The organism is Anaerocolumna sp. MB42-C2 (genome assembly GCF_030913705.1).
Classification (GTDB): domain Bacteria; phylum Bacillota; class Clostridia; order Lachnospirales; family Lachnospiraceae; genus Anaerocolumna.
The window spans coordinates 3,100,623-3,122,243 of sequence record NZ_CP133190.1; the positions used below are offsets into that span (position 1 = coordinate 3,100,623).

Annotated in this window: 21 protein-coding genes and 2 tRNA genes; 7 read left to right on the plus strand and 16 right to left on the minus strand. The window is 35.8% G+C overall.

Features of this window, described 5'->3' with window-relative positions; translation table 11 throughout:
- Positions 1-116 precede the first annotated feature (116 nt).
- Both RBU59_RS13660 and RBU59_RS13665 read left to right on the plus strand, forming a co-directional pair.
- A complete protein-coding gene (locus RBU59_RS13660) occupies positions 117-833 on the plus strand; it encodes a response regulator transcription factor (RefSeq protein ID WP_308148413.1) in 717 nt (238 codons plus the stop codon).
- Positions 834-938: 105 nt separating this feature from the next.
- A complete protein-coding gene (locus tag RBU59_RS13665) occupies positions 939-2,360 on the plus strand; it encodes a HAMP domain-containing sensor histidine kinase (RefSeq protein WP_308148414.1) in 1,422 nt (473 codons plus the stop codon).
- Positions 2,361-2,371: 11 nt separating this feature from the next.
- Here RBU59_RS13665 and RBU59_RS13670 read toward each other — a convergent pair whose 3' ends face one another.
- From RBU59_RS13670 to RBU59_RS13700, 7 genes are all read right to left on the minus strand, one after another.
- Complete coding sequence (locus RBU59_RS13670; RefSeq protein ID WP_308148415.1) at positions 2,372-2,554, minus strand: DUF6472 family protein; 183 nt, start codon at positions 2,552-2,554, stop codon at positions 2,372-2,374.
- 204 nt (positions 2,555-2,758) lie between these two features.
- A complete protein-coding gene (locus RBU59_RS13675) occupies positions 2,759-3,259 on the minus strand; it encodes a tRNA (cytidine(34)-2'-O)-methyltransferase (protein ID WP_308148416.1) in 501 nt (166 codons plus the stop codon).
- A 114-nt stretch (positions 3,260-3,373) separates the two neighbouring features.
- On the minus strand, positions 3,374-3,841 hold the full coding sequence (locus RBU59_RS13680) for a chemotaxis protein CheX (RefSeq protein WP_308148417.1): 468 nt from the start codon (positions 3,839-3,841) through the stop codon (positions 3,374-3,376).
- A gap of 246 nt (positions 3,842-4,087) precedes the next feature.
- Positions 4,088-5,254, minus strand: a complete 1,167-nt coding sequence (locus tag RBU59_RS13685) for an aminotransferase class I/II-fold pyridoxal phosphate-dependent enzyme (RefSeq protein WP_308148418.1) — start codon at positions 5,252-5,254, stop codon at positions 4,088-4,090.
- Positions 5,251-5,733 (minus strand): Lrp/AsnC family transcriptional regulator, encoded by a 483-nt coding sequence (locus RBU59_RS13690; protein ID WP_308148419.1) that lies wholly within the window; start codon positions 5,731-5,733, stop codon positions 5,251-5,253. Before RBU59_RS13690 ends, RBU59_RS13685 begins: the two co-directional genes overlap by 4 nt.
- Positions 5,734-5,800: 67 nt before the next feature.
- Positions 5,801-6,787: an AIR synthase family protein gene (locus RBU59_RS13695; RefSeq protein WP_308148420.1), complete on the minus strand. Its 987-nt coding sequence runs from the start codon at positions 6,785-6,787 to the stop codon at positions 5,801-5,803.
- Positions 6,788-6,855: 68 nt separating this feature from the next.
- On the minus strand, positions 6,856-8,427 hold the full coding sequence (locus RBU59_RS13700; RefSeq protein ID WP_308148421.1) for a VanW family protein: 1,572 nt from the start codon (positions 8,425-8,427) through the stop codon (positions 6,856-6,858).
- 404 nt (positions 8,428-8,831) lie between these two features.
- On the opposite strand from RBU59_RS13700, the gene RBU59_RS13705 reads away from it, so the two are divergent.
- The gene (locus RBU59_RS13705) at positions 8,832-9,449 is read left to right on the plus strand and encodes a hypothetical protein (protein WP_308148422.1); all 618 of its coding nucleotides are present in this window, start codon (positions 8,832-8,834) and stop codon (positions 9,447-9,449) included.
- Between the two features lie 54 nt (positions 9,450-9,503).
- Here the strand turns inward: RBU59_RS13705 and RBU59_RS13710 are convergent, their stop codons facing one another.
- From RBU59_RS13710 to RBU59_RS13740, 7 genes are all read right to left on the minus strand, one after another.
- On the minus strand, positions 9,504-10,238 hold the full coding sequence (locus RBU59_RS13710; protein ID WP_308148423.1) for a 3'-5' exonuclease: 735 nt from the start codon (positions 10,236-10,238) through the stop codon (positions 9,504-9,506).
- A gap of 187 nt (positions 10,239-10,425) precedes the next feature.
- Positions 10,426-11,082, minus strand: coding sequence for an endonuclease III (nth, locus tag RBU59_RS13715; protein WP_308148424.1), 657 nt, complete (start codon positions 11,080-11,082; stop codon positions 10,426-10,428).
- A gap of 32 nt (positions 11,083-11,114) precedes the next feature.
- Positions 11,115-12,926, minus strand: coding sequence for a B12-binding domain-containing radical SAM protein (locus RBU59_RS13720; protein WP_308148425.1), 1,812 nt, complete (start codon positions 12,924-12,926; stop codon positions 11,115-11,117).
- A 197-nt stretch (positions 12,927-13,123) separates the two neighbouring features.
- Complete coding sequence (locus RBU59_RS13725) at positions 13,124-13,552, minus strand: putative ABC transporter permease (protein ID WP_308148426.1); 429 nt, start codon at positions 13,550-13,552, stop codon at positions 13,124-13,126.
- A gap of 157 nt (positions 13,553-13,709) precedes the next feature.
- Positions 13,710-13,780 (minus strand) — tRNA-Gly (locus RBU59_RS13730).
- 64 nt (positions 13,781-13,844) lie between these two features.
- Positions 13,845-13,930 (minus strand) — tRNA-Leu (locus RBU59_RS13735).
- Between the two features lie 277 nt (positions 13,931-14,207).
- The gene (locus RBU59_RS13740; protein ID WP_308148427.1) at positions 14,208-16,247 is read right to left on the minus strand and encodes a glycoside hydrolase family 13 protein; all 2,040 of its coding nucleotides are present in this window, start codon (positions 16,245-16,247) and stop codon (positions 14,208-14,210) included.
- A gap of 234 nt (positions 16,248-16,481) precedes the next feature.
- Here RBU59_RS13740 and RBU59_RS13745 point away from each other — a divergent pair, with 234 nt between their 5' ends.
- From RBU59_RS13745 to RBU59_RS13760, 4 genes are all read left to right on the plus strand, one after another.
- Positions 16,482-16,961: an NUDIX hydrolase gene (locus tag RBU59_RS13745; RefSeq protein WP_308148428.1), complete on the plus strand. Its 480-nt coding sequence runs from the start codon at positions 16,482-16,484 to the stop codon at positions 16,959-16,961.
- Between the two features lie 105 nt (positions 16,962-17,066).
- The gene (locus RBU59_RS13750; RefSeq protein WP_308148429.1) at positions 17,067-17,714 is read left to right on the plus strand and encodes a nucleotidyltransferase domain-containing protein; all 648 of its coding nucleotides are present in this window, start codon (positions 17,067-17,069) and stop codon (positions 17,712-17,714) included.
- A gap of 186 nt (positions 17,715-17,900) precedes the next feature.
- On the plus strand, positions 17,901-18,287 hold the full coding sequence (locus RBU59_RS13755) for a nuclear transport factor 2 family protein (RefSeq protein ID WP_308148430.1): 387 nt from the start codon (positions 17,901-17,903) through the stop codon (positions 18,285-18,287).
- Positions 18,288-18,299: 12 nt separating this feature from the next.
- A complete protein-coding gene (locus tag RBU59_RS13760; RefSeq protein WP_308148431.1) occupies positions 18,300-18,629 on the plus strand; it encodes an ASCH domain-containing protein in 330 nt (109 codons plus the stop codon).
- 576 nt (positions 18,630-19,205) lie between these two features.
- Here the strand turns inward: RBU59_RS13760 and ftsH are convergent.
- Positions 19,206-21,080 (minus strand): ATP-dependent zinc metalloprotease FtsH, encoded by a 1,875-nt coding sequence (gene ftsH, locus RBU59_RS13765; protein WP_308148432.1) that lies wholly within the window; start codon positions 21,078-21,080, stop codon positions 19,206-19,208.
- Between the two features lie 19 nt (positions 21,081-21,099).
- Positions 21,100-21,621 (minus strand): hypoxanthine phosphoribosyltransferase, encoded by a 522-nt coding sequence (gene hpt / locus RBU59_RS13770; RefSeq protein ID WP_308148433.1) that lies wholly within the window; start codon positions 21,619-21,621, stop codon positions 21,100-21,102.

Consider the following 21,621-nt stretch of genomic DNA (forward strand, 5'->3'; position numbering starts at 1 on the left):
TAAGATTTAATCATTCAAATACCTGTTACGGGTTTAAGATTTCATGTTCCATTTACTCCGGGTCCAGATGATTAAATTAAATCTAAACTCAATACACATATTAAGTAGGAGGTTTTATGGCAACGAAACAAAAAATATTAATTGTGGATGATGATGTAAACATAGCAGAATTAATCTCCCTTTATCTTACCAAGGAATGTTTTGATACTCTTATGGTACATGATGGGGAGGAGGCAATTATTAATTTTGCAACTTATCAGCCGAATCTTATCCTGTTGGATTTAATGCTTCCGGGAATAGATGGTTATGAGGTCTGCAGAGAAATCCGTAAAACCTCTTCCGTACCTATTATTATGTTATCAGCCAAAGGTGAAATCTTTGATAAAGTATTAGGTCTGGAACTGGGTGCGGATGATTATATTATAAAACCTTTTGATTCCAAAGAGTTAGTTGCCCGTGTTAAAGCTGTCCTAAGACGTTTTCATCCAACGGTAACACAAGCTGCGGAGACTACGGTTTCCGAACAGACCGGTGATTATGTGTCTTATCCGGATTTAGTTATCAATCAATCAAACTATTCCGTAATGTATTACGGCAATACAATAGAAATGCCTCCAAAGGAACTGGAATTATTTTATTTCCTGGCTTCCCACCCAAACCAGGTATTTACCAGGGAGCAGCTTCTGGATCATATCTGGGGATATGAATATATTGGTGATACCAGAACCGTTGATGTGCATATAAAACGCCTTAGGGAAAAAATTAAAGATCATACTTCCTGGAGCCTGTCTACTGTTTGGGGTATTGGTTACAAATTTGAAGTTAAAAAATAATAGTAACATCTGCAAGTTATGTAGTTTAAGCTGTACCGGAAGCAGTTGAAAATATGATAAGCAGTAAATCATCATCAAACAATGCTTTATGCAATGGGAGTTATTATGAAACAACATTTATGGATTAAACTTCTGATATGTTATATTTTCTCTGCAGTATTTATGTTTATACTGCTTAATACATATGCAGCAAACCGTTATAAAGATAAATTAATTGAGGATAAAAAATCTTTATTATATAACGAAGCTGCTTCTATTTCCGATGAATATATGACCAGCTTTTACAATGAAGAATTGTCCCTTCCTAACCTGACAACACAGATTAAAACCATCGGCACTATCCTGAATGCCCGTATTTGGATTGTGAACAATTCCGGCTTTGTTATTTCCGATACGAAACCAAATACGGAGAGTGATAAGCCGATTAATGTCCTCGACATTAACCCTGACTTTCTGGACTTTACCTTTCATAACCATACCGTTATGAAAGATGTATTATCAGAACCCATGTTAAGTGTAGTATATAAGGTGATTTATAAGTATCAGATACAGGGTTATATTGTTATGCACTCCTCTATTAACGGCATACAAAGGGAATGCACTCATGTAATTGATATAATTAATATCTGCTTTATCCTGTTTTTAGGGTTTTTATTCCTATTATTCTCATATATTTATTATTTGACAATAATACCTTTAAGTAAATTGAATAAAGCTGCCTCCGAGTATACCAAGGGAAATTATTCTTACGTCTTAAAAATGAAACGGCAGGACGAGTACGGAAGTCTTGCCAATTCCATATCCTATATGGCAGGAGAAATCAACAACCTGGATGATTACCAGAAGAAATTCGTAGCAAATATCTCCCATGATTTCCGTTCTCCACTAACCTCTATAAAAGGATATGCGGAAGCCTTACAGGACGGCACAATCCCTTATGAAATGAAAGATAAATACCTGGGTATTATACTTTTTGAAACAGAACGTCTCAATAAGCTGACAACAAGTCTGTTAGCTTTAAACAGCTTTGAAAATCATGGTACGATACTGGAAATTGTATCATTTGATATTAATCATATTATTAAGAAAACTGCAGAAAGTTTTGAGGGTGCCTGCACTCAGAAAAAGATTACTCTTAATCTTTTCTTTTCTTCCAAAGAAACTTTAGTGGATGCGGATATGGGTAAAATTCAGCAGGTGCTTTATAATCTGTTGGATAATGCTATAAAGTTCAGCCACCATAATTCCACAATTAAAATTTCAACAGTAGAGAAAGGCGACAAAGTATTTATCTCTGTGAAAGACAGTGGAATTGGTATTCCAAAAGAGAGTATAAAAAAGATATGGGAACGTTTTTATAAGACGGATGCTTCCAGAGGAAAAGATAAAAAAGGTACCGGCCTTGGTCTTTCCATAACCAAGGAAATTATAGCTGCACATAATGAAAATATTAATGTAATCAGTACGGAGGGTGTAGGAACAGAATTTATCTTCACCCTGCCCAGAACAGAGGGATTTCTTTTGTAAGGAGACATCTGTTACATTTGTTTCCTTACAATCTTGTATTCATCATTAAATTTAAAATGTGGGCAATTATCATAGGAACTCCTTAAAAATTTCCCCATTTCATCTTCATCCAGATAGACATCACAACCATAACAGTTATATTCTTCATCATATATATAATTACCGCAATATTCACAATTCGTTTTTTCTTTCATAAAATCCTTCCAATCTTTTAAGGTGCTAATCTGTTTATATAATTATTATTACCATACTGTTCATAGAAAACTCCTGATATTTAGTTTTGGTTTCATTTATAATTACATAGGAAAGTTCGGAGAACTTTCCTATGCAATAAAAAAGTACATCAGGATTAGACTTTTTAGGTCCATCCAGTTGTACTTCTATTCATTATTAATAAATTATAAGCTTTCATCCCATGTGTGGTGATGTAGCTGCCCGGTTCTTTTCATACCGGAAAAGTTATTCTGGCGTAAAGCTTCGTAAAGTACGATTGCCACCGAATTAGACAAATTCAGAGAACGAATCTCCCCTATCATTGGAATACGTACTGCCGTTTCTTTGTTTTCTAAAAGTATTTCTTCCGGAATTCCGGCACTTTCTTTTCCAAACATGATAAAACAATCCGGCTCATAATCTACTTCCGTATAGGTCTGAACCGCTTTGGTAGTCGCCATATATATTTTTGCATTGGGATTTCTTTTAAGAAAGTCTTCATAATTATCATAAACTGTAACATCTAAATCTTTCCAATAATCAAGTCCCGCTCTTTTAATTTCTTTTTCATTTAATTTAAAACCTAAAGGTTCTATTAAATGTAATCTGGTACCGGTAGCCACACAGGTACGCCCTATATTTCCGGTATTTGCCGGTATCTCCGGCTCTAATAATACTACGTTCATCTTTACTCCTATTATAATCGAAATTTCTTCGACTATTTAATATTAAAACATTCCCCTTATACTCCACTCCCTTTATGTAGAAAGAACTTCTATATTAATTCGGAGGAATTTTTCTTAATCTTTAAGAGCTACATTAATTTCAATTGCTCTGCTCTCATCATAAATTAAAGGTATACAGATATTCTGAGAGTAATTATTAGTAAAAGCTACATTACCCGTGCAAAGGGTTGGCGGGGTAATATCAATACCAATACCCTTGGTTGAGAAAATGGTAGCAGTATTACCCATAATCATATTACCTAATTCACACACTGCACTGGTTGCCAACTCATCTAACTGCGTGACCGGCATCATAATCATTTTAGATGCAATATCACATGCTACTGAATTAGGGAATGCTATCATAGCTTGGCCACGTATCTCACCTGTGATACCAATCATAATAACTAATGTGTCATCTGTAAAATCAGCGTTTTTTACATATGGTTTACCGATTTTTACATCTACAAAGCACATATCCTTAAGTATTTTCGTAGCAGCAATTAAAAATGGATTAATGTGCTCTGCATTCAATCCTGCCATATTTTATCCTCCTAAGTAACTCATCTTTCTTTTGGTGATCAGCAAGAGCCTGAAAACCAACTCCCACACTGCCGCGATGTCGCTTTTGTGACAATTATCCTGTATACTTATCCATTTGCCTAATTCAAAGGTATCCCGCGGAGTCTTCAATCATATAGGTCTCATTACCCATATGATAAAATTCATCATATTTCGATTTTATCACAAAAACAATATATATTACAATATAAATTATTTATTTAACAATTAAATAATCCTGTGCTTTGAGACAAACTTTTCGATTCGCTCAATTGCCACTTTCAGATTTTCTATAGAATATGCATAGGATATCCTTAAAAAACCTTCACCGCATTCACCGAAAGCTGTGCCCGGTACTACAGCCACCTTCTCTTCTCTAAGGAGAGAAGTTGCAAACTCGTCTGAGGTCATACCTAAACTCTTAATACAGGGAAAAATATAAAAAGCTCCATACGGTTCAAAACATTCCAGTCCCATTTCACGAAATGCATGGATTAAATACCTTCTTCGCTGATCATATGCATCCCGCATAGTTTCTACATCGGAATCACCGTTTCTTAAAGCCTCTATCGCAGCATACTGACTCGTAGTAGGTGCACACATAATAGCAAACTGATGGATTTTAACCATCTGTTCTATGATAACAGCAGGTCCGACCGCATAACCCAACCGCCAACCGGTCATAGCATAAGATTTTGAAAAACCGTTAATTAAAATCGTTCTTTCTTTCATTCCCGGAAATTCAGCAATGGATACGTGTTTCTTACCATAAGTAAGTTCTGAATAAATCTCGTCGGACAGAACAAAAATATCCTTTTCTTTCACGATCTTAACTATATCTTCCAGGTCCTCCCTCTCCATAATTGCTCCTGTCGGATTATTAGGAAAGGGCATTATCAAAACTTTGGTACGTTCGGTTATAGCATCTAAGAGCTCCTCTTTTGTAAGTCTGAATTGGTTTTCTGCTTTTAATTCTATTATAACCGGTTTGCCGCCTGCTAACGTTGCACAGGGTAAATAAGATACATAACTTGGCTGAGGAATTAAAACTTCATCTCCCGGATCCAGCATGGCACGCAGTGCGATATCAATTGCTTCACTTCCCCCAATGGTTACAATGGTTTCATGATCCGGATGATAGCTCAACGAAAACCTGCGATTTAAATAATTGCAGATTTCCATTTTTAAATCTTTTAACCCTGCATTAGAAGTATAAAAGGTTCTGCCCTTTTCCAAGGAATAGATACCCTCTTCTCTAATATGCCAGGGTGTATCAAAATCCGGTTCGCCAACGCCTAAAGATATGGCATCTTTCATTTCACTTACGATATCAAAGAATTTTCTTATGCCGGACGGCTGTATATCAACAACTATTTTAGATAATGGGTTTCTCACGGTGTAATCAGCATCCTTTCATCGTTGGTCTCGTGTACTAATGGTAATCCATGTTCCTTATATTTCTTTAAAACAAAATGTGTTGCCGTACTAAGCACAGCTTCCATAGGAGCTAATTTACTGGATACAAAATTAGCTACTTCTCTCATACTTTTGCCCTCAATAATTACAGTCAGGTCAAAACCGCCGGACATGAGATAAACCGACTCCACTTCATCAAATTTATAGATTCTCTCTGCTATTTTATCAAATCCCTGTCCTCTCTGAGGAGTAACTTTTACTTCGATTAAAGCAGTGACTTTTTCACTTTCTGTTTTATCCCAGTTAATTAAAGTTGGGTATCCGCATATTATGGTTTCAGCTTCTAATTCTTTTATGATCGTAGATATCTCTTCTTCGGAACTTCCTAACATGGCCGCCAGGTCTTTCGCAGTTAATTTACTATTTTTATCAATGGCTGCTAATATTTTCTCTCTCATTTTATAATTTCCTTTCCATGCGTTAATATTTTATTATATGAATTATTATTGATTAAATTTAATTAAATTAACTAATTGCCTTATACAATTCATCACTTTTAGGCGGAGCTAAAAACCGCTTTTCTTCTTCATTTTTTACAACCCTGTCATTTCCAGGTGTAATCCGTCCAATTACAGCCGCCGGAATATTATTTTTCTTAAGTACCTCAACCAGCTCATTGGCTTTATCCGTAACCATGATCATAACCCCGCTTGAAATTAACTGATACGGATTTAAATCGTAAAATTCACAAATCTCTATGGTTTCCTGTTTGATTGATATCTTTTTTAAATCTACTTCAAGACCTACTCCCGAAGCTTCTCCCAATTCCCATAAGGCTCCGAATATTCCGCCCTCCGTAACGTCATGCATGGAGGTTACCCCCATCTCTCTTGCTATTTTAGCTTCTCCTACGACGGATATATTCTTTATAAAATTTTGAGCACCTATAATAAAATCTCTGGTATATTTACCGGTTAGTTCTTTTTCTTTCATTTTTGCAATAATTGCAGTACCCTCAAGGCCTGCCCACTTTGTCATTACAATTTCCTGGCCCGGAATAACACCTGCTGTTTTAATCATTTGCTGTTTTGGCATCTTACCGATTCCGGTTACTGTTATGACAGGTTGGTTAACAGCTGCAGTTATTTCCGTATGCCCGCCCATAATTTCAATATTCAGTTTTTCACATACACCCTCGATTTCCTGCATAATTTCTTTTAAATCAGATTCCCGGAATCCATCCGGCAATAAAATTGTAAGCATTATACCTACAATCTCCGCACCATTTGAAGAAATATCATTGGCTGTTATATGTACAGCGAGGGTACCTATGTCTTCCGTAGTTCCGGTAATTGGATCTGTAGAAATGACAAATACTTCATCCTCCTTAAGTTCAACAACACTGCAGTCTTCTCCAACCCCCGGCCCAACTAACACTTCTTCCCGTCTGTGTTTTATCTGTTTTAAGATTGACCTTTTTAAAACTGTTTCCGAAACTTTACCGATATTCATACTGCCTCCTATAAAACTAGCAAAGCAGATGTTCCATCCGCTTTGCTACTTGTTTTTTTTATTAATAGTTAGTTTGCATCTACAGCATCTTCCACAGTCTGATTATCCGTAGTTTCATCGCTGTCCTGCAAGTACTCAGAAGTTTGATCTTCCCCCATATTATATGCCTCTGTATTATCTATATTGGTAATAGCATCTTTGGGTTTTGTATCATCACCTTCCGGAGTATCCACCGGTTTTTCATCTTCTGATGGTTTCTCCTCTTTTGGAGGTTTCTCTTCTTCCACCTTTTTAGTTCCTACGGTTACATACCTCGGTGACGAGTTATATACACTTTTATTAATCCTGGTTCTGCTTACCTCTACCCCATTCTCATATACGATTTTATACAATTCAGCTACATATCCGGTATGTGCCGACTGAGTGGTTAACGTATAGGTTGTTGGTTTTGTAGGATCTTTCGTTACAACATCTTTACCAGGTGCCTTTTCATCCAATACAACCGTTTCATATTTGATTGTTCTATTCTTTGTATCTCTGGTTTCATTCCCCCATATATTAAAGGTTATGGTTCTTCCTGAAGTATATGCTTCTATTAAGATCGGTGAATCCGTATTGTTTTCGAATTTTAAATCTTTCCAGGTTCCTGCAATAGCAGAATCCCTTGATAAATCCACATAACTGATTGTCATGGAATGAGGCTGGCGTTCTACTACCTCTAATTCGGATAATAAAACCGCATTATATAACGTAGTTGTAACCTGACATGCACCACCTCCGATACTGTCAATTACTTTACCGTTAGAATATGCACCTGCCTCAAAGTAACCGTTATCCGTTGTAAACGGCGTAAGTTTTTTATACGCAGAAAAAACATCTCCCGGATATAATACCGTATTATTTATTAAACGTGCACCATTCGCAAGATTGCCGGCACGGTCTTCCGAGGAAGTGGTATAGGTTGTTGAAAAAGTACCAAGTCTGGTATTACATTTTTCAACCATCTCCCTTGTGTATTTGGGCTGATCATCTTCTACGACTGCTGTCAGAGTAATATCCTCATGATTCCAGTTATCCAATATAGCTGTCTTAATTGCATCTATATTTTTATCTACATCAGCTTTACGGCCGACGGAGTGATTTGTATATATAAATTCGCCGCCCTCTCTTTTTACCGATGCATTTTTAGCCTTAACATCATGGGAGCTTAATTTATCTTTTACAAATTTTTTGATTTTTTTATCACTTAAACTGAATTCCAGATTATAAACTAAATTCGATTGTTCCGTATCTTTTAATTCTTTATATCTTTTAATCAGATTACCTGTCTTACCGATTAGAATTGCCTCATCAATATAATTGTTCTCTTTATAATCATAACCCAGCTTGTCTAAAGTTATTTCTTCCGTTTTATCATCAATTTTAACAGTAATTTTCTTTGATTTTAAATCGTCCACATAATCTTTGACAGCCTGTTTCGCTTCCTCTGCCGTCAAACCGCCGATATGAATGGAATCTATATATACGCCCTTTGTAATTGTTTCGTCTTCCGTTGCCGCCGCTACCTTAGGAGTTATAGAAATAAAATAGAAACAAATCACAAACAGCATAAATGTAATTATTTTTTTCATTCTATCCATACAGTTTTCCTCCTTTTTACATGCTAAAATTTATTGTAACATAATCCTTAGATTAATCAAGATAATATTTCTGTCGTTTGACATTTCCATATATATTATGTATATTCTTAATAGACAGAAATAAATTAGTACATAATCGCACTTAAGACTACAGGTACAACCATTGATAATACAATGATTAAGATTATTATAGTAGAAATTATTTTCCTCATTTTTCTGTTCATGTTAAATACCCTCATATTATAGAATGTACTATAATATCGCCACAATATTGTTGAAAGAATCCGCATGTGGCCTTCCTTTCTTTTTATTTTTTTCTTTCAACACTTACCTTTTTAATCTATGCAGATATTCTTAGGTCTGCTTACACTACTTAATCATACCCTTACAGAAAGGATTACATTATGCTTATTGTCGTAGGATTACTCCTATTTCTTTATCTATTAATACAATATTCCAATATTAGGACAAAACAGATACTAAAAAAAGAGAAAGAAGCTTTTTGGAATAGGGAATATCAGGCTAATTCAACCAGGAAGTCCGACATATCCGGCTTAGACTACATTACAATCCCTATGGATACCCTTCCCTTTACTGATACAGACGAGGAAGAACTAACTGAGATTCAGTCTAATATAAAAAGTTTATTCCAAAAACCGATTTTAAATCTGACAGGATTGTCCAACACGGATTTAAAACTAAAGTATGGAGTTGCTAATATTAAATTTCTGATAAATTGCGATGATAATTACTCCTCTCTGGTAAAAAATCTATCCAGGTGGGGTTCCTATCTTTATGACCATAACAGATGGAATGAAGCCCTTACTGTCCTTGAATTCTGCATACAATGTAAATCGGATATCCGTAAGAATTACACTCTGCTCGCCGAGTTGTATAAAGAGCTTAACACTCCGGATAAAATCGATGATTTAATTCAGACAGCGCAGACCCTTGACACCTTATCCAGGGAAAACATCCTGATTTCTCTGAAAGAAATTAAGATGTCTTTTTATTTAAAGTAACTACGACTCTATTTAATTTATATTCCTCATTCTATTTATTATAATTCATTTTCATCAGATTATTCTGCCCTTATCCAGAATAATTTTGTCAATCATCCGGGATGCTTCACTTTGGGTCAGTAAATCTATGGATTGTTCACTCTCTATCTTATGATATTTTAGTAAATCAATCAAGTAATTTTTTTGTTTATTTGTAATGGACCTGCTTTTCTTTACTTTAAACCTCATAGGTTTTGGTATAAAAATTTCAGGTTTTTTTAGATAAAACTCATTGCAAAGTTTCACATACAGCAAAGCGGTTGCCTTAGCATCGTCATAGGCCCTATGTGCATTTTCATTTATAATCTGGTAATGTCTGCACATGCTTCCTAAGCTTTTACTCTCTGTATCAGGTAACAGCTTTCTGCATAACAGAAGAGTATCAATTCCCATTTTATCAAAGTTTTTATGCTGTCTTGCGGCTGCTGTTTTTAGAAAGCTGTAATCGAACCCCACATTATGTCCCATAATAATATAATCTCCCGCAAACTCCAGGAAACGTTCTATCACTGTTTCTTCCATCTCAGCGTATTGAATCATTTCATCCGTTATTCCGGTCAGCTTTACAATATGTCCCGGCAATTTCATTTTGGGATTGATAAATTCGGTAAATTTATCAATGATCTTTCCCTCTTTCACCTTAAGCGCACCTATTTCAATAATTCTGTCCTTTTCCGGACTAAGTCCGGTTGTCTCAACATCAAAACAGACAAATGATGTAATTCTCTCATTTTGTACCCTATCATCCATTTATTTATAAACCCACTGCATATCATATCGCATATTTGCTCGTGATACTGCCACATAATAAAAATTGGTAAGAGTTAATAAGTGGCTTCCTTTCTCAATTTATTTCTATTCCATATTTTATAGCATTACTCCTACAAAAGCTGCAACTATTGCAGGTAGAATGTTATTGGCCTGATGTAATGTCTTTTTAACCTTTCCCTTTCCACTTACACAAATCATATAGAAAACACTCCGTGCATTTTGGGTTTCTGGCCGTACAAATGGATCTTCCATGGGCAATAATCTGTAAATTATACAATATCCAATGATCCCTCGGAAGTAAATCCATTAATTCAAATTCAATCTTTTCCGGATCTTCTGCTTTTGTAAAGCCCAGTTTACCGGATATTCTCTTCACATGGGTGTCCACTACAATACTTGGTTCATGATAGATGTTTCCTCTGATTACGTTAGCGGTTTTTCTCCCTACTCCGGCTAATTTCGTTAATTTATCTATCTCTTTCGGTACTTCCCCTCCGTATTCCGTAACCAGTGTTTTTGCACATTCTATAATGTTCTTAGCCTTATTGTGATAAAATCCGGTGGAATGAATGTCTTTCTCCAGCTCTTTTAGTTCGGCGCCTGCAAAATCTTCTAAGGTAGTATATTTCTTAAATAAATCCTTTGTTACCAGATTTACTCTTTCATCCGTGCATTGCGCACTTAATATGGTGGCAATTAATAACTGCCAGGGGGTTTCATGGTTTAGATAACATTTATATTCGGTGGTATAATATTCATCCAGCAGGGATAAAATTTTATCCACCCTTTCTCTTTCCGCTTTTGTAATTCTCTTTTTTGCCATCGTTACCTCTTTCTTTTTCAGCAAAGCAATAATCAGGTAAATTTTATGGAGATGTTTCTCGCCTGTGAGTTTAATACATTTTTATGAAAATAGTCATACAAGATAAACTCTTCGTTTTTCACCGGGATTCCTGTTTCGGCAGTTTGTTCGACATGAATGCTGTAATGTTCCAAATGCAGGTATGGTCTTAACCGATCTATGGTTATCTCGGAGGAATCCGGGTTCAGACACGCTCTAATTCTTTGTTCGTCACAGTAAAAATCCTTATAAATCTTTTTATATGGCTCATATTCCTCTGCAAAAGGCGGTCGGCTTTTCAGATTCTCACGTAAATATAAGTCATGGACTAATATATTACGAAAAGCCATGATATTTATAGCTTCCGAAAGTTTATCTTCCATTTCCTTTAACTCAGACATAAAATCAAGTAAAATCTCATACTTTTTCATTCTGGAGGAGTTTATTCCCTTTAACTTCTTTCTCTCATAATAATCCCCCAGCTTTAAATAAAGCTCAAAGGGAGTATCAAAAAAATGCTCCATATATTTTATAGCATATTCAAACTGTCCGCTGTTATAGTAGATTTCTACCATATCTTCCACTGATTTCAATATAAGTATTTCATCATAACTTAGCCATTTGGTATACAGAACTTCATAAGGCGGTATGCTTTTACTAACGATTCCCCAGTCTTTACTTTCATAAAACATAGCTGAACCTTTTAATACTTTTAAGAAACCAAGCTGGAACTGATCGGGTTTCATTGCATATACCTCATTAAAGGAATTCTGAAAGGTTTTCATATCCTCATAGGGCAGACCAGCAATTAGATCCAGGTGTTCATGAATATTCCTGCTTTGGTGTATCCGGTGGACCGCTTGTTTCAGTTTATCCAGATTCATTTTTCTGCTTATGGCTTCTATGGTTTTAGGATTGGTAGACTGGACTCCTATCTCTAATTGTACCAGTCCGGGCCTCATGGTGCTTAACAATTCAAGTTCTTCCTCATCTAATATGTCTGCAGAAATTTCAAAATGAAAATTAGTGATACCATTATCCTGCTCTTTAATATAATGCCAGATTGCAAGTGTCTGTTTCTTGTTGCAGTTAAAGGTCCTGTCTACAAATTTAACCTGCGGCACTTTATGCTGCAGGAATAACCCCAATTCTTTTTTAACCAGTTCTATCTCCCTTAACCTTACCTTTTTATCGATAGAAGAAAGGCAGTAACTGCAGGAATAAGGACAGCCTCTGCTGGCTTCATAATAAATAATTTTATTTTTAAAATCCTCAATCTTCTCATAGGGAAATGGTATGCTGCTTATGTCTGTCTCTGTTCTGATTCCGGTTGTGTTAACCCTCTTCGCTGCACAATCTAAGCTTTTATTCCGTTCCTCTGTTTTTCTGGCGTTATCCGTAAATGCAATACCTTTTATCTGTTCTAAGGTTTTCAATCCGGCGATATAATAATCCATTAATTCCAGAAATGTTTCTTCCCCTTCCCCGATCATAATACCGTCTGCGGCTGTGCTCTCTTCCAGTCGTTTTTCGGCATCATAAGATACTTCAGGACCTCCCAGCCAGATTTTACACTCCGGTAATAGTTTCTTTAATTCGATGCATAATTGATCAACCAAACCTATATTCCAGATATAACAGGAAAATCCTATAAAATCCGGTTTTTCCTTATAAATTGCCTGTAATATATCATCGGTATAATTATTTATGGTAAACTCCGCTAATTGAATCTGCTGCCTATAGGCCTTTGCGTAAGACCTCAGACTGTAAATTGCAAGATTGGAATGAATATACTTTGCATTAATAGCGGTAAGTAATATTTTCACTATATGCTCCTATCTGTGTTATCAACACCTTTTCTTAAACAAGTATTATCAGGATTTTAGTGTCAAAAGCCAACTTTAAATTATGGTCCCGGGCACGTCTTCATTATCCTAATGTATTATAATTGTAGCATATTTTTTAGAAAAATAAAAGGACTGTATCCGGTGTAATAAACCGCTCCCAGTCCTGACATCTCTAATCAGAAAATTTTATAATCGGGTTTTTCTTCCCCTAACAGAAAATACTTCAGGTAATCATCTAATAAGATCGCTCCTAACGAAAGAAAAAACCATATATTCGTAAAAAGCAGACAGATCTGCCCCATAAAGTTATAGGGCATATTGGAATAATCCCATACATTCAGTTTCAACCAAACATTAACCACTAGACCCACGATAAGTTCTACTCCCGTAATAATAAATGCTGATATTACCATCTGGCTGATAATTGATATTTTTTCCGTAAATATTTCATTTAACAGTCCTATCAGTATAAAACAAATCCCCCCTGCAATCAGCATGGATATGTGGGAATACCCTCGAAACAGTATCTCTATTCCGCAATAGGAGTAACCACCTATAAAGAAGAGAAGAATGTATTTCAGCGTTTTGTTGTATAATTTGAGCATATGCTTCCATCCTTTCCAAGGTAGTTTTTTAATACCTGCAGATTAGGGACTGTTGCATAAATCTTGTTTGTATAAAGATTTTTACAACTTTTCTTGCATATAGTATGTTCAAATTGTATAGCAAATATTATGATCCGTTAATTTAGGGCAGCAAAAAAGCGGGTGATGGGAATCGAACCCACGTATCTAGCTTGGAAGGCTAGTGTTCTACCATTGAACTACACCCGCATAATAATATATAATTAAATAGAATAAAATTAAGTTTACCTATTAAGTAAATTAATTTTCTTAATGCCGGCGACCGGAATCGAACCGGTACGGGAGATTAGTCCCGCAGGATTTTAAGTCCTGTGCGTCTGCCAGTTCCGCCACGCCGGCATCTGATTAATCAAAATCATCTTAATCAAAACTTTCTGACAAGGATGAATTATATCATATCAAATAACCATTTTCAAGTGTTTTTATGAATTTTCGTAATTTTCGTAAAATTTGTATAATTCTTCAATTATAACGTTTCGGTTATGATTCCAAATAGTCATAAAAGTATAAGACCGTCTAATATTATTAGCAAACAAAGCAGTAGTACTACTTAAAGTTAAATTAACTTAAGTTAATCATCGCTTCCGATTTTCATTAACATTTCTCGTATCATATATTATGGAGATATAATATTTTTAATTATAACAGATGAAACCGGGGGCATAGTTATTTTCAAAATGCCGTTTTCCGTATGAAAAACCACAGCTTCCCGGTAATATCCCTCTTCTGTGGTAAGAAGCAACCTGCATAAGGTATCCTCGTCTGATATGCCTATTTTCCAGGTATTGATAACCTCCGTAATTTCATAATTATTATTATTCACTGCAACAATAAATTTATCAACCCTGTTGAACCTGCCGTAGCTTATAAAACCGAGGGCACCCTCCAAAAATAGAATAGAACCTGTTCTAAGAGCCTCATAATCCTTATGAATACTTATAATTTCCTTGTGAAAATCAATCAAATTCATATCTTCATTCCCCCAGGGAAAAGTTCTGCGGTTATCCGGATCCGTAAAACCGCAGACCCCCGCTTCATCTCCGTAATAAATAGTCGGTGCCCCAACCCAGGTCATCTGTACGGTGACTGCAGATCGAAACACACCTTTATTTACGCCTTCATTCGCTGCATTGGGGCCTAAAGAATCGGTTCTGCCCACTTTTTTGTTCGTCCGTGTTAAAAATCTGGAATGATCATGGTTTGATAATTCGTTCATAGTTGTATAAAGAGAGGTAGTCTGATACCTGGACATATGGTAAGACATAGCCTGAAAGAAAATATCATGACGGTTAAGTAAATTTTCCTTATATTCATCACTATGCTTTTCCATACCGGTTAAAAACCACGTTAACGGTTCCATAAAGGCATCATAATTCATAACGGTATCCCATTCATCACCTGACAGCCAGGATTTGGGATCACCATAATGTTCAGCGAAAATAATTGCTTCCGGATTGGCTTCTTTTACGCTTTTACGAAAATCTCTAAAGAATCTGTGGTTAAACTCTTTTGAATACCCTAAATCAGCTGCTACATCTAATCTCCACCCATCACAGTTAAACGGGGGAGATACCCATTTTTTTGCAATATCCATAACATAATTATAAAGTATAGGGGATTCCTCATAATTAAGTTTTGGCAGGGTATCATGTCCCCACCAGCCGTCATAAGAGGAGTTATCCGGCCACCGATCCTCTTTAAATCGAAAAAACGAAATATAAGGGCTGTTTTTGTCTGCATAAGCACCCTTTTCATACCCAACCATACCCTCATAGATGCCCTCTCTGTCCAACCATTTATGAAAAGAACCACAGTGATTAAACACTCCGTCTAAAATGACTTTTAAGCCTCTCTTATGAGCTTCCTCTACCAGCCGTATCAGCAGCTCATTGCTGGCGTTAAGGTTATCCGAATCCGTAACACGGGTTCTGTATTTTGTCGCCTGTCTGTTATTGGTTTCATGTAAAGCAAGTACTTCTCCTCCATCCCTTTTGATTACCCCATAATGCGGGTCAACAAAATCATAATCCTGAGTATCATATTTATGATTGGAGGGTGATACAAAAATAGGATTAAAATAGATTGCTTCAATGCCTAAGTCCTGCAAATAATCCAACTTTTTAATTACACCCTGTAAATCGCCTCCATAAAACTCTCCTATGCCAAAAGAATCCGGATATTTACTCCAATCAGTAACCTTTCTGACCGGTGTATTAATATAACTGTACTCTCCATCTACAACATCGTTCGTAACATCACCGTTAAAAAACCGGTCAACAAAAATCTGGTAAAACACGGCACCTTTTGCCCAGTCAGGCGTTTGAAAACCAGGTGTTATCATAAAATTAAACTCTTTATGAAGTTCCAAAGCCGCACCGGCTCTGTTGTAATACCAGATTTTACTATCACCATATACTTCAAAATAATAAGAGATGACCTGATCAGCCAGTTCAAACTCATTCTCATAATAATCAAACAGAGAATCCGATTCTTTCATTGCCATCTGCCAAAAATCTTCTTCGGTAACCAGCCTGACACTGTCTATACCCTCTTTACCTGTCCGAAAACGAATCGTTACTGTATCATAAGGCAACGGTTCACAGGGATTCCTGTAATCCTGTGTACCATCACTAAAAAAAGCATCCGTATTAAGCATAATTAATCAAAATAATCCTTTCTTATCGTTTTTAAACCTAACATAGAGATACCCCCATTTTATTACATCTAGTATGGAAACACAACTTTATTAATTAATAATTCATTGGAGACTTTTATTCGAATAATTTATTTTTTTAGTTTATGTCTTTTAGCAGGATATGGTATATAGTTATATGTTGTAGTATACTATTTGTAAATTGTATTAAGGTCTTTTAAATATGGAGGAACGATTATGATACATGTTAATGCAAGGGCGATTATAGTGTGTGAAACTAATGAAATCATTAAAATCCTGATACAAAAGAGGACAAAAAAAGGCGAAGAATGTTATGAATTACCTGGTGGACACATTGAAGAATTTGAATCAATTACTGATGCGCTTAGGCGTGAAGTTTTAGAAGAGACCGGCCTTAATATAACATACATAGAAAACGAAAAAGAATCAGTTAATAACAATAGAGATAATGTTACTTTTAAAACACAATGTATAACCCCTTTTTCTGCTTATCAAACAATAGCAGGCCCCGTTGATTCTTTCGGCATTCATTTTATATGTTCAGCAAAAGGGCTTCCATTAAAAAAAGGTGATGATACTCAAGACATTCATTGGGCTACTATAGATGAAGTAGGTACACTTATCTCAAAGAATAAATTCTCAAATGTAGATATAGGTCCTATGTTAATGTTCATTCGTGACAAAGTGAAACACTGATAGATAATAATATTGATATTGAACATATGTTCTGTTTGTGATATAATAGAATTTAGAAGAACTTTAGGCAGGAGGTTCTATTTATATATTGAAAGAAATGATGTTATGGTAATTTCAAAGAAAAACCAACAATATATTACCATGTTAGCCGATATTTATGATATATCTTCTTCCCTTGGAATAAGGACGTTCGTATGGGGAGGCTTGTCTATCGATATATGGGAAGGATATTTTTTGCGTGAACATGGGGATTTGGACGGATTTGTAGAAAATCTTACGGAGTATGTAGAATCATTAACTTCTGAGTATGTAAAAAGAGGATATAAAGTTACATTTCATAGTGAATTTTTGATGCTTGAAGTTGAAAAGGATTTGGTTCATGCAAGCTTTAATCCATTGAAGAGAAACGGCAAAACAGCCGAGTGGAAGCATATAGGTAATGATGGTTCCGTATTTTTCCCGTTCGATTGGCTTGATGTGTCACCCAGACTTTTTTATAATACAAAGGTCTATACTTCTGGTATTCGATTTGAATATGCAGTTAAAACTAAAGTTTCCATGCTACACCCCGAGTGGCGATTAAGAGAGAAAGATCAACTTGCAATAAAATATATGGAAGAAAAGCTGAAAGCTGAAAACATATGCAAGGAGGATATTTACAAATGGTTTTGGAGCTACAATCCGTATTGGTACAAGCAAGGATATGATGAGTTTTTCAGACCAACTATAGCTTATCCAATACAACCTAAATAATGTAATCAAAAGAACTATTGCTGATATACTTTCTGATATGTTGTTTTTTGTAGTACAGATGATACAATTTTAGAGCGGAAAGTACGTCTCCGGCAGAGGAAATTATATATGCTGTATCACAAATATAATCAATTTTTAGTGTTTTTAAATTATTTATAAATATATGGTTTTTATGGAGGTATAACTATGGATTTAAAAGAAGTAGTTAGTTGTATATTTCAAGTTACAATTCAACAAAATGCTGAAAGAATGAAAGAGTTCTTTATTGAATCAGCAGTTATTAACTGGCATAATACAAATGAAAGTTTTACACGTGAAGAGTACATAAGGGCTAATTGTGAATATCCGGGGTACTGGAAAGGTGATATCGAGAGACTCGAGCAGATAAATGATGTAGTTATACTTGTGGGATCTGTCAAATCATTGGATGAGGGCACAGCAGTTCATGTAACTTCTTTTTATGAATTTGAGAACGGGAAAGTTATTAAATTAGACGAATATTGGGGAGAAGACGGTGAAGCCCCCGGATGGAGACGGGACATGAAAATCGGCAGACCCATAATTAATACTTAGGAGTAAACTATTATGCTGATATTACCTATAAAAAAGAAATGGTTTGATATGATTTTGTCCGGTGAAAAGAAAGAAGAATACAGAGAGATCAAACCATATTATATAAAAAGGTTAGCCAATATTTTCAAAGTATCGGAACCCTTACTGATTAAATTATTTCAGCAGGGTTCACATCAAAACCTGGAAATAATATTTCGTAACGGATATTCGTCTGATAGTCTTATCTTTGCAGCAGATTGCGAATTATACATAGGTAAAGGAAAAGTTGAATGGGGAGCAGCAGCAGACACAGAATATATAATCTTTAAAATAAAGAAAATCAAACAAACAAAAGAAAGTTGATATTATTATCTTTCGTCTTATATAAGCAGAACATTTTAGGGGATAGGCCGGCGGTTGGTCCTGTGAGTAACAATTGCATCAGAAAGGTTCCTTATGTCACTTAGGTTATGGAGAATGTGCCAAGTTTAAAAAGGCAACTGTTTGAACGAAGTGAGTTATTGCCTTTTTAAACTGCTATAAACATTCTCTGTAACCTTAGAGACATAGGGGTTCTTTCTCTGTTATTGTTACCACAGGAACCAACCGCCGGCCTGTCTCCTAAAATGTTCGTCCGTCATTTAACAAAATAACTAAAAAAGCTAATTCAGCGCAAAAAAAAGGACAGCTTTCCGAACGCTGTCCTTTTTTTGGAGAAGGTATTTTTGTTACTTATGGGGTGTAGCAAAAACTATATAATGTATTGGGGTTTACGTTTATTAGTATAACACCATGACCGTCAAAAGTGTGCACAAACATTACAAAATAATCAAATATTTTTTGTTCGTTTTTACGATTAGGAATCTGGTCCTATAAAAGCCATATTGTAAAACCTATAAAAACTATAATATTTTTATCTAATTTTTGTAAATCCCTATTTTAGACCTCTAATACTACGGAATTCATTCCATCATCTCCGTTAGATGGTTTATGAAATAACGCTTCGAATTCTTCCCTGTTAATTCTTTCTTTTTCAATCAGCAATTTAGCACAGCTGTGAAGAACATCATTGTATTCATTTAATATCCTCTTCGCTTCACTATAGCAGTGATCTATCATACCTTTTACTTCATCGTCGATAGTTCTTGCCACGCTCTCGGAATAGCTTCTTGTATGAGCTAAATCACGGCCGATAAATACTTCATCATCATCACTATCATAGTTAACCATACCTACATTACTTGAAAAACCATATTTCGTAACCATGGATCTGGCAGTTTTCGTTGCCATTTTAATATCCTGAGAAGCGCCGGTTGTAATATCATCAAAGATAAGTTCTTCTGCTGCTCTTCCGCCAAGTCCTACAATAATATCCTGTTCCATTTTACCTTTTGTATTAAACATTTCATCCCGTTCCGGTAAAGGCATGGTATAACCAGCTGCTCCGTTACCCGTAGGAATAATAGATACGGTATAAACCGGACCCACATCCGGAAGGATATGAAATAAAATTGCGTGGCCGGCTTCATGATAAGCAGTAATTTTTTTCTCTTTGTCAGAAATAACTCTGCTTTTCTTTTCTGTGCCGATACCAATCTTAATGAATGATCGGTTAATATCCTCTTGTACAATAAAGGAACGGTTTTCCTTAGCAGCACAGATAGCTGATTCATTCAACAGATTTTCCAGATCCGCACCGGTAAAACCGGCAGTTGTCTGGGCGATTTGTTTTAAATCCACATCTTCTGCAAGTGGTTTCCCTTTGGAATGTACCTGCAGGATTTCTTCTCTTCCTTTTACATCAGGACGCCCTACCATTACTTTACGGTCAAAACGTCCGGGACGTAAGATAGCAGGGTCTAAGATATCAACACGGTTGGTGGCTGCCATAACGATAATTCCTTCGTTTGCGCCAAAACCGTCCATTTCCACCAGCAACTGGTTTAAGGTCTGTTCTCTTTCATCATGTCCGCCGCCCATACCGGTACCTCTGCGTCTGGCTACGGCATCAATTTCATCAATAAATACGATACAGGGGGAATGTTTCTTGGCATCTTCAAATAAATCCCTTACTCTGGAAGCTCCGACACCGACAAACATTTCAACAAAATCGGAACCGGATATACTAAAGAACGGTACCCCTGCTTCACCGGCCACTGCTTTGGCAAGGAGGGTTTTACCGGTTCCAGGAGGTCCCTCTAATAATACACCTTTTGGTATCCTGGCACCAACCTGCACATATTTCTTCGGAGTCCTTAAGAAATCTACTATTTCTTTTAACTCTTCTTTTTCTTCTTCTAAACCTGCTACATTTTTAAACGTGGTTTTCTTATTTTCATCCGTGGTCATCTTCGCCCGGCTCTTACCGAAATTCATGACCTTACTGTTACCACCGCCGCCACCGGCTGCCTGATTGGACAAAAAAGAAAATAAGAAAATAATGACTACAAATCCCAGCAGATAAGGTAATAAATTCGTTAAGAACCAGTTTGGCTTAGATATATCATGCATTGTGTATTTATCTTGCAGATTATTGGAAGTTACTAACAAGTTTGCAATAGCCTTTACGTCAGGAGTATTAAACTGCTCTTTCCGACCATCGTTAAAAGTAACGGTAACTTTACCGGTCGGTGGTTCCTGATTCTGATAAACATCCACTTTTTCTATCGTATTGTTTTCCATGTCCGCCAGGAAATTATTATATTCATAATTTTGTGAACCAGTGTTGCTTAAACTGTCTTGTAATAGCAATGCTGCTAATATAATACCAAGGATAATAATGTAAAAACCATATCCTTTCAATTGTCTTCTCAATTATATGACCTCCTCTCAATTATTCTACTACACCGATAAACGGTAAATTCCTATATTTTTGTATATAGTCAAGTCCGTATCCTACCACGAATTTATCCGGAATCTGAAATCCTACATAGTCCACTGCAACATCGGTAATTCTTCTCTCCGGTTTATCAAGCAGAGTACAGATTTTAATGCTCTTAGGTTTTCTGCTGTTAAGCAAATCAATTAAATATCTTAAAGTATTACCGGAATCAATAATATCTTCTACGATAAGTACTTCTTTTCCTTCTATGGAATCATCCAGATCCTTGATTATTTTAACCCTACCGGAGCTTATTGTTTCATCTCCGTAACTGGATACCGACATAAAATCCAAGGAAACCGGTACAGTTATATTTTTAGCTAATTCACAGGTTACAAATACACCGCCTTTTAATACACAAATTAAATGTAGTTCTTTTCCGGCATAATCTTTGCTGATTTGTTCTCCTAACTCACGAATTTTCTTATCTACCTCTTCTTCCGGTATTAATACGTTAATTTTTTTATTATCCAT